Raw genomic sequence first — 6,489 nt, 5'->3', positions numbered from 1 at the left:
CGGACTAGTTAATCGAATGGTTAGGTTGTTAGCGTATGTAAGTCAGAGCGCGACGCGTGCCGCTCTTTTAGTTATGCAGCACGCGCTTTAGTTGTGACACGTTTGTAAAAGAGCAACTTCAAGCCGAGCCAAGTTCCAGCGCATATTTTTTTTCAACGCGCGGAAACAGCGGTACGGTCAACAGGGCGCAAAAGGCCGCGGCCAGCCACACCAGGCTCCAGGAAAAATGAGTCATGAGGGCAGATGCCGCGATGGGGGTCGCGAACAGCACCACAAACACGCAAGTGTTGCCCATGGCCAGGGCTGTACCGGCGCGACTGGCGCCTGCCAGTGTGGCCAGCTCGGTGTAGGCAACACCGTGCCAGGCGGACACGCTGATCCCGGCGATGACCATCACACCGATGATCAGGGCACTGGCCAGCGGGGTTTGGCTGATGCCATAGAAGCTGGCGGCCGATACCGTTGCGCTCAAGGCCACAAAGGTCAGGGTGCTCAACCAGGCGCAGGCTTTAAGGTAGCTGCGGCGGTTCTTGTTTTTGTCGGTCCAGCGTCCGCTCCAGATCCTGCTGACGATCGCGCCAATCTGGATCACCGCCAAGGTCGCGGAAACCAGGGTGATGTTGATGTTGCCGAAGTCATGAAAGAACACCGCCGCATAGGTGAGGATGGCAAATTGCGGGGCACAGAGCAGGCCGATGGCCAGGACGATTCGCCAGATCCTCGGGTCTTTCAATGGGCTGTTGCTGCTCTCCAGGCTCAGTTTTTTTGCTGCGCTGCTGGAGAAGTCCGGCTCATACAGCCATAACCAGGCAAACAGGGCGGCCACCAGGCAGAACAGGGCCGATGCCGTGAATACTTCGATAAAACCGTAGGTATGAGCCAGGTAGGGCAACACCACCGCGCCCAAGGCATAGCCCCCGGGTACAGCGGTTTGCCGAATGCTCATGGCCAGCCCTCGCTCGCCTTCCTTGAACCAGGCCATGATGGCCCGGCCGCTGGCGCCGTTGACGCTGCTGCCCAGCAGGCCCACGGTGAACAGCCCCGCCGCCAGCAGGACCACCGTGGGGGCATAAAAGGCCAGCATTGCCAGGATCAGCAAGGCGATGCCGGAGGTCAGTAGCCCGGTCAGCAGGACCGGACGATCCCCCCAGCGATCGGTGAGCAGCCCCCAGGGAATTTCGCTGATGGCGATGCCTAGTCCGAGCACCCCGAGGACCAGCCCCAGCTCGGCGTTGTCCAGCTGATAGGTGGCGCGCATATAGACCGCTGTAGCGGGCAGTCCACCCACCACACTGGAAAAGCTGGCGTTGGCCGCAACGCCGACGCCGAGCACTTTCCAACGGTGACCGTTATCTACAGGCATAAGAATCCCACTAGTCAAATAGTTGTGGGTCAAAAGACTCTCATGGGAGTATCGTCTCGAATATCAAATAATTTTGCGTGTTAGTCCCGAAAAACAGGATTGTCATGAGACCAGTAAATTTCGATTTGGATGTCATGCGCAGTTTCGTCACAGGGGTCGAATTGGGCAGTTTTGCCAAGGCAGCGCAAAAGCTCGCTCGTTCGACATCGGCCATCAGCGCCCAGTTGAAGAAACTCGAAGCCCAGGCGGGTTCGCCCTTGTTCAAGAAGGCCGGTCGCAGGCTGGCACTGACGGACACCGGGGAGGTGCTACTGAACTACTCCCGGCGGCTTTTAAGCCTCAACGACGAAACCATCACCGCAGTGTCCGAGCTCAAGCTCAAAGGCTGGGTGCGCCTGGGGCTTCAGGAAGACCTGGGCAGCTTCCTGCCCACGGTGCTGGGCCGCTTCGCCAGGGCCCATCCGGATGTTCGGGTCGAAGCCCGCATCGCGCGCAATGGCGATCTGCTCAGCCGCATCGAAAACGGCTCCCTGGATCTCGCCGTGGCCTGGGGGGCAGAGCGGACCACCGGGTATCAGGAAGTGGTGGCGGACCTGCCCATGCAGTGGATCGGCTCATCGCACCAGTACCTCGACTGGCGCGCCGAGTCGGGCACACCGTTGCCGATCATCGCGTTCGACGCGCCTTGCCCTTTTCATTCGATGGCCACTGAAGCGCTGAACCGTGACGGGATTCCCTGGTTGCTGTCGTTCACCAGCTCCAGCCTCAATGGCCTATCCGCGGCGACCGAAGCCGGCCTGGGCTACACCATCCGCACGGCCCTGGGCCTGCAGCCAGGCACCGAGCTGTTGCAGGCCGGCGACCGCGGCTTGCCAGCCTTGCCTTCAATCGCCCTGACGCTGCATCGCCGAGAGGCAACCCCGGACCCGCTGACCGAACGGCTGTCGAACATCGTGATACAGGCCATCCGCAGTGAGATCGTTTACTGAAGAGGGACGGCTTCAGCGCAAGCCTTGCCAGACAGACCTCGCGCTGCAAGGGTTTGCAGCGGGGCTATTGTTGAGTGCAGAGATTCGATCAGAAGAGAGCGTACGATGAACAAGTTCGTTTGGCCGGCACTGGTGATTTTGCTGTTTGCCCAGTCACCGGCCCATGCCATCAATGAAAAGTATCGCCAGCAGCTTGAGCAATCGGGCTGTACCCAGATGACCGAGCTTCAGGGATGCGACATCCACAAGAGCAAGGCGGAAAATGCCAAGGCCGGATTTGCCGACCCTTACGTTCCCGCCGCTGCTGGCAGCGCAAAGAGCCAGACCCCCTATGCCGGACGGTGGACGGCCAAAAGCGATTCTGGCGCGACAGTCGCCACCATTCGTATCGATGCCAAAGAGCATGTGTGGGTGAACGGCAAAGAGGTCAAAGCCAAACGCACGGATGGCGCCCTGCAATTTCGTCAGGGCACGCTGCTGTTCACCATTCAAGGTGATCGACGCCTGAAGAATGAAGATGTGTGGATGGATACCGATGCCGGAACCAAGGGGCCGATTCAGAGCGAGTGAGGGTTCGAACAGGCACAAAAAAACCGGCTCAAGTGGCCGGTTTTTTTGGCTTCAAGATGCATTGAGCGGCATCTTGAGATATGTACTTGGTGCCCCGAGGGAGACTCGAACTCCCACTTCTTGCGAAAACGGATTTTGAATCCGCCGCGTCTACCAATTCCGCCATCAGGGCTCAATGGCGGCGAAGTATAGAGAGGCGGTTACCGTTGGTCAATCGGCTTTCGTGGTCAATTTTTAGTTATTCCGCTAAACTTTCCGGCCCTGCTAGACGAACCCCATCATGCGCGTTGCTGACTTTACCTTCGAGCTTCCTGATTCGCTGATCGCCCGCCATCCTTTGGCCGAGCGTCGCGGCAGCCGTCTGTTGACCCTGGATGGGCCAACCGGCGCCTTGGCCCACCGTCAATTCACCGATCTGCTGGAGCATTTGCGTCCGGGCGATCTGATGGTGTTCAACAATACCCGGGTGATTCCGGCCCGTCTGTTTGGTCAGAAGGCCTCCGGCGGCAAGCTGGAGATCCTCATCGAGCGGGTGCTGGACAGCCATCGTGTGCTGGCCCATGTGCGCTCCAGCAAGTCGCCCAAGCCTGGGTCGAAGATCCTGATCGACGGCGGTGGCGAGGCCGAGATGCTGGCGCGCCACGACACGCTGTTCGAGCTGGGTTTTGCCGAGGAGGTGCTGCCGCTGCTGGATCGGGTCGGGCACATGCCGTTGCCTCCTTATATAGACCGCCCGGATGAAGGCGCGGACCGTGAGCGTTATCAGACCGTGTACGCCCAGCGTCTGGGAGCTGTCGCGGCGCCCACGGCAGGGCTGCATTTCGACCAGCCGCTGCTGGAGGCCATTGCCGCCAAGGGCGTGGAGACGGCGTTCGTGACCCTGCATGTCGGCGCCGGCACTTTCCAGCCGGTGCGGGTCGAGCGTATCGAAGATCACCATATGCACCACGAGTGGCTGGAAGTCGGCCAGGACGTGGTGGATGCGGTTGCCGCATGTCGTGCTCGCGGTGGCCGGGTGGTGGCGGTGGGCACCACCAGTGTGCGTTCCCTGGAAAGTGCCGCGCGCGATGGCGTGCTCAAGCCGTTCAGCGGCGACACCGATATCTTTATCTACCCGGGCCGGCCGTTCCATGTGGTCGATGCCCTGGTGACCAACTTCCATCTGCCGGAATCCACGCTGTTGATGCTGGTTTCGGCGTTCGCCGGTTATCCCGAGACCATGGCCGCCTATCGCGCCGCGGTGGAAAATGGATACCGCTTTTTCAGCTACGGTGATGCGATGTTCATCACCCGTAATCCCGCGCCAACCGCTCCCAAGGATCTGGCCCCCGAGGAAACTGTATGAGTCGCACTTGTCGTATGTCCTTCGAGCTTCTGGCCACTGATGGCAAGGCTCGTCGCGGTCGCCTGACCTTCCCCCGCGGTACGGTGGAAACCCCGGCCTTCATGCCGGTGGGCACCTACGGCACGGTCAAGGGCATGCTGCCGCGGGATATCGTCGCCACCGGCGCCGAGATCATCCTCGGCAACACCTTCCACCTGTGGCTGCGTCCGGGCACCGAGGTGATCAAGGCTCACGGCGATCTGCATGACTTCATGCAGTGGAACGGCCCGATCCTCACCGACTCCGGCGGTTTCCAGGTGTTCAGCCTGGGCGCCATGCGCAAGATCAAGGAAGAGGGCGTGACCTTCGCCTCGCCGGTGGACGGTGCCAAGGTGTTCATGGGCCCGGAAGAGTCGATGCAAGTGCAGCGCGACCTGGGTTCGGACATCGTGATGATCTTCGACGAGTGCACCCCGTACCCGGCCGATGAGGACGTGGCGCGGATTTCCATGGAGCTGTCCCTGCGCTGGGCCCAGCGTTCCAAGAATGCCCACGGTGACAACACGGCGGCGCTGTTTGGCATCGTTCAGGGTGGCATGCACCAGGACCTGCGCATGCGTTCCCTGGAAGGCCTGGACAAGATCGGCTTCGACGGCCTGGCCATCGGCGGCCTGTCGGTGGGCGAGCCCAAGCATGAAATGATCAAGGTCCTGGACTACCTGCCGGGCCAGATGCCTGCCGACAAACCTCGTTACCTTATGGGAGTTGGCAAGCCGGAAGATCTGGTTGAGGGTGTGCGCCGCGGTGTGGACATGTTCGATTGCGTGATGCCAACCCGCAATGCCCGCAATGGGCATCTGTTCATCGATACAGGCGTGCTGAAAATCCGTAACGCGTTCCATCGCCATGATGATTCGCCGCTGGACCCAACTTGTGATTGCTACACCTGCCAGAACTTCTCCCGTGCCTATCTGCATCACTTGGACAAGTGCGGGGAAATGCTCGGGAGTATGCTCAATACCATCCATAATTTGCGCCATTACCAGCGTCTTATGGCTGGTTTGCGCGAGGCTATTCAACAAGGTACATTGGCCGCCTTTGTCGATTCCTTCTATGCCAAACGCGGGTTGCCCGTGCCGCCTTTAGAATAAGTTCTAAAGACGTTAAGCCACTAATTTTGCAATTATCGGAGTGTTAAATGAGCTTTTTGATCCCTGCCGCGTATGCGGACGCCGCTGCACCTGCCGCTGCCGGTCCTGCTGGCACTGGTTTCGAGTGGATTTTCCTGATCGGCTTCCTGGCCATCTTCTATCTGATGATCTGGCGTCCACAGGCCAAGCGCGCCAAAGAGCAGAAAAACCTGCTCGGCAGCCTGCAGAAAGGCGACGAAGTTGTGACCACTGGCGGTATCGCCGGCAAGATCAACAAGGTGACCGACGACTTCGTGGTTCTGGAAGTGTCGGACTCCGTTGAGCTGAAGTTCCAGAAGGGCGCGATCGCTGCCACGCTGCCAAAAGGCACGCTGAAAGCCATCTAAGTTTCATCTTTTACCAATCGACGGGGCGCGCAAGGCGCCCCGCGTCATAAACGGGCGGCGTGATGCTGAACAAATATCCTCTGTGGAAGTACCTACTGATCCTGGCGGTGCTGGCGATCGGTTTTATTTATTCCGCTCCCAATCTATACCCTGATGATCCGGCCATTCAGGTCAGCGGTGCGAGCACTGCGTTGCAGGTCACTCAGGCAGACCTGGATCGTGCGAGCAAAGCGCTCACCGACGCCGGTATCAAGGTCAAGGCTGCTTCCATTGCTGCCAACGGCAAGGGCGGCCTGCTGCGCTTGACCAACAAGGAAGACCAGCTTCCGGCCAAGGATGTAGTGCGCAAGGCGCTGGGCGATGACTATGTGGTGGCGTTGAACCTGGCGCAAACCACTCCGCAATGGCTGCGCAACCTCGGTGCGCACCCGATGAAACTGGGTCTGGACTTGTCCGGTGGTGTGCACTTCCTGCTGGAAGTGGACATGGACAAAGCCCTTGACGCCCGCATGAAAGTTTATGAAGGCGACGTCAAGAGCCTGCTGCGCAAAGAGCGTCTGCGCTATCGCAGCCTGCCGCAGCTCAATGGCGCCATCCAGCTGGGCTTCAGCGATGAAGACAGCCGTGAACAGGCTCGTTCGCTGATCCGCAAGAACTTCAACGATTTCGATATCGTACCGGCCGACCTCAATGGCCAACCGGTGCT

General features: G+C 59.7%; 6 protein-coding genes, 1 tRNA gene and 1 pseudogene. 6 read left to right on the top strand and 2 right to left on the bottom strand.

Going from position 1 to position 6,489, the window contains the following annotated elements; genetic code table 11:
* Positions 1-118 precede the first annotated feature (118 nt).
* Entirely contained in the window at positions 119-1,363 is a 1,245-nt protein-coding gene (locus tag BLX41_RS09745) for an MFS transporter (protein WP_123724709.1), read from the bottom strand.
* A 104-nt stretch (positions 1,364-1,467) separates the two neighbouring features.
* Between BLX41_RS09745 and BLX41_RS09740 the strand changes: the two genes are divergently transcribed.
* On the top strand, positions 1,468-2,352 hold the full coding sequence (locus BLX41_RS09740; RefSeq protein ID WP_123724708.1) for a LysR substrate-binding domain-containing protein: 885 nt from the start codon (positions 1,468-1,470) through the stop codon (positions 2,350-2,352).
* A 105-nt stretch (positions 2,353-2,457) separates the two neighbouring features.
* Entirely contained in the window at positions 2,458-2,922 is a 465-nt protein-coding gene (locus BLX41_RS09735; RefSeq protein WP_123724707.1) for a hypothetical protein, read from the top strand.
* An 87-nt stretch (positions 2,923-3,009) separates the two neighbouring features.
* Here the strand turns inward: BLX41_RS09735 and BLX41_RS09730 are convergent.
* Positions 3,010-3,094, bottom strand: a tRNA-Leu gene (locus BLX41_RS09730).
* A 108-nt stretch (positions 3,095-3,202) separates the two neighbouring features.
* Here BLX41_RS09730 and queA point away from each other — a divergent pair.
* From queA to secD, 4 genes and pseudogenes are all read left to right on the top strand, one after another.
* Positions 3,203-4,267, top strand: a complete 1,065-nt coding sequence (gene queA / locus BLX41_RS09725) for a tRNA preQ1(34) S-adenosylmethionine ribosyltransferase-isomerase QueA (protein ID WP_102860388.1) — start codon at positions 3,203-3,205, stop codon at positions 4,265-4,267.
* 14 nt (positions 4,268-4,281) lie between these two features.
* A complete protein-coding gene (tgt, locus tag BLX41_RS09720; protein ID WP_161799191.1) occupies positions 4,282-5,397 on the top strand; it encodes a tRNA guanosine(34) transglycosylase Tgt in 1,116 nt (371 codons plus the stop codon).
* Positions 5,398-5,444: 47 nt separating this feature from the next.
* Entirely contained in the window at positions 5,445-5,783 is a 339-nt protein-coding gene (gene yajC / locus BLX41_RS09715) for a preprotein translocase subunit YajC (protein ID WP_015636884.1), read from the top strand.
* A 62-nt stretch (positions 5,784-5,845) separates the two neighbouring features.
* Positions 5,846-6,489 (top strand): annotated as a pseudogene (secD, locus tag BLX41_RS34935) (protein translocase subunit SecD); the annotation flags it as partial.

The sequence above is a fragment of the Pseudomonas protegens genome (assembly GCF_003732485.1).
Lineage (GTDB): Bacteria > Pseudomonadota > Gammaproteobacteria > Pseudomonadales > Pseudomonadaceae > Aquipseudomonas > Aquipseudomonas protegens_B.
The sequence above is the reverse complement of the archived record's forward strand: the minus strand, read 5'-3'. Positions and strand labels throughout refer to the sequence as shown.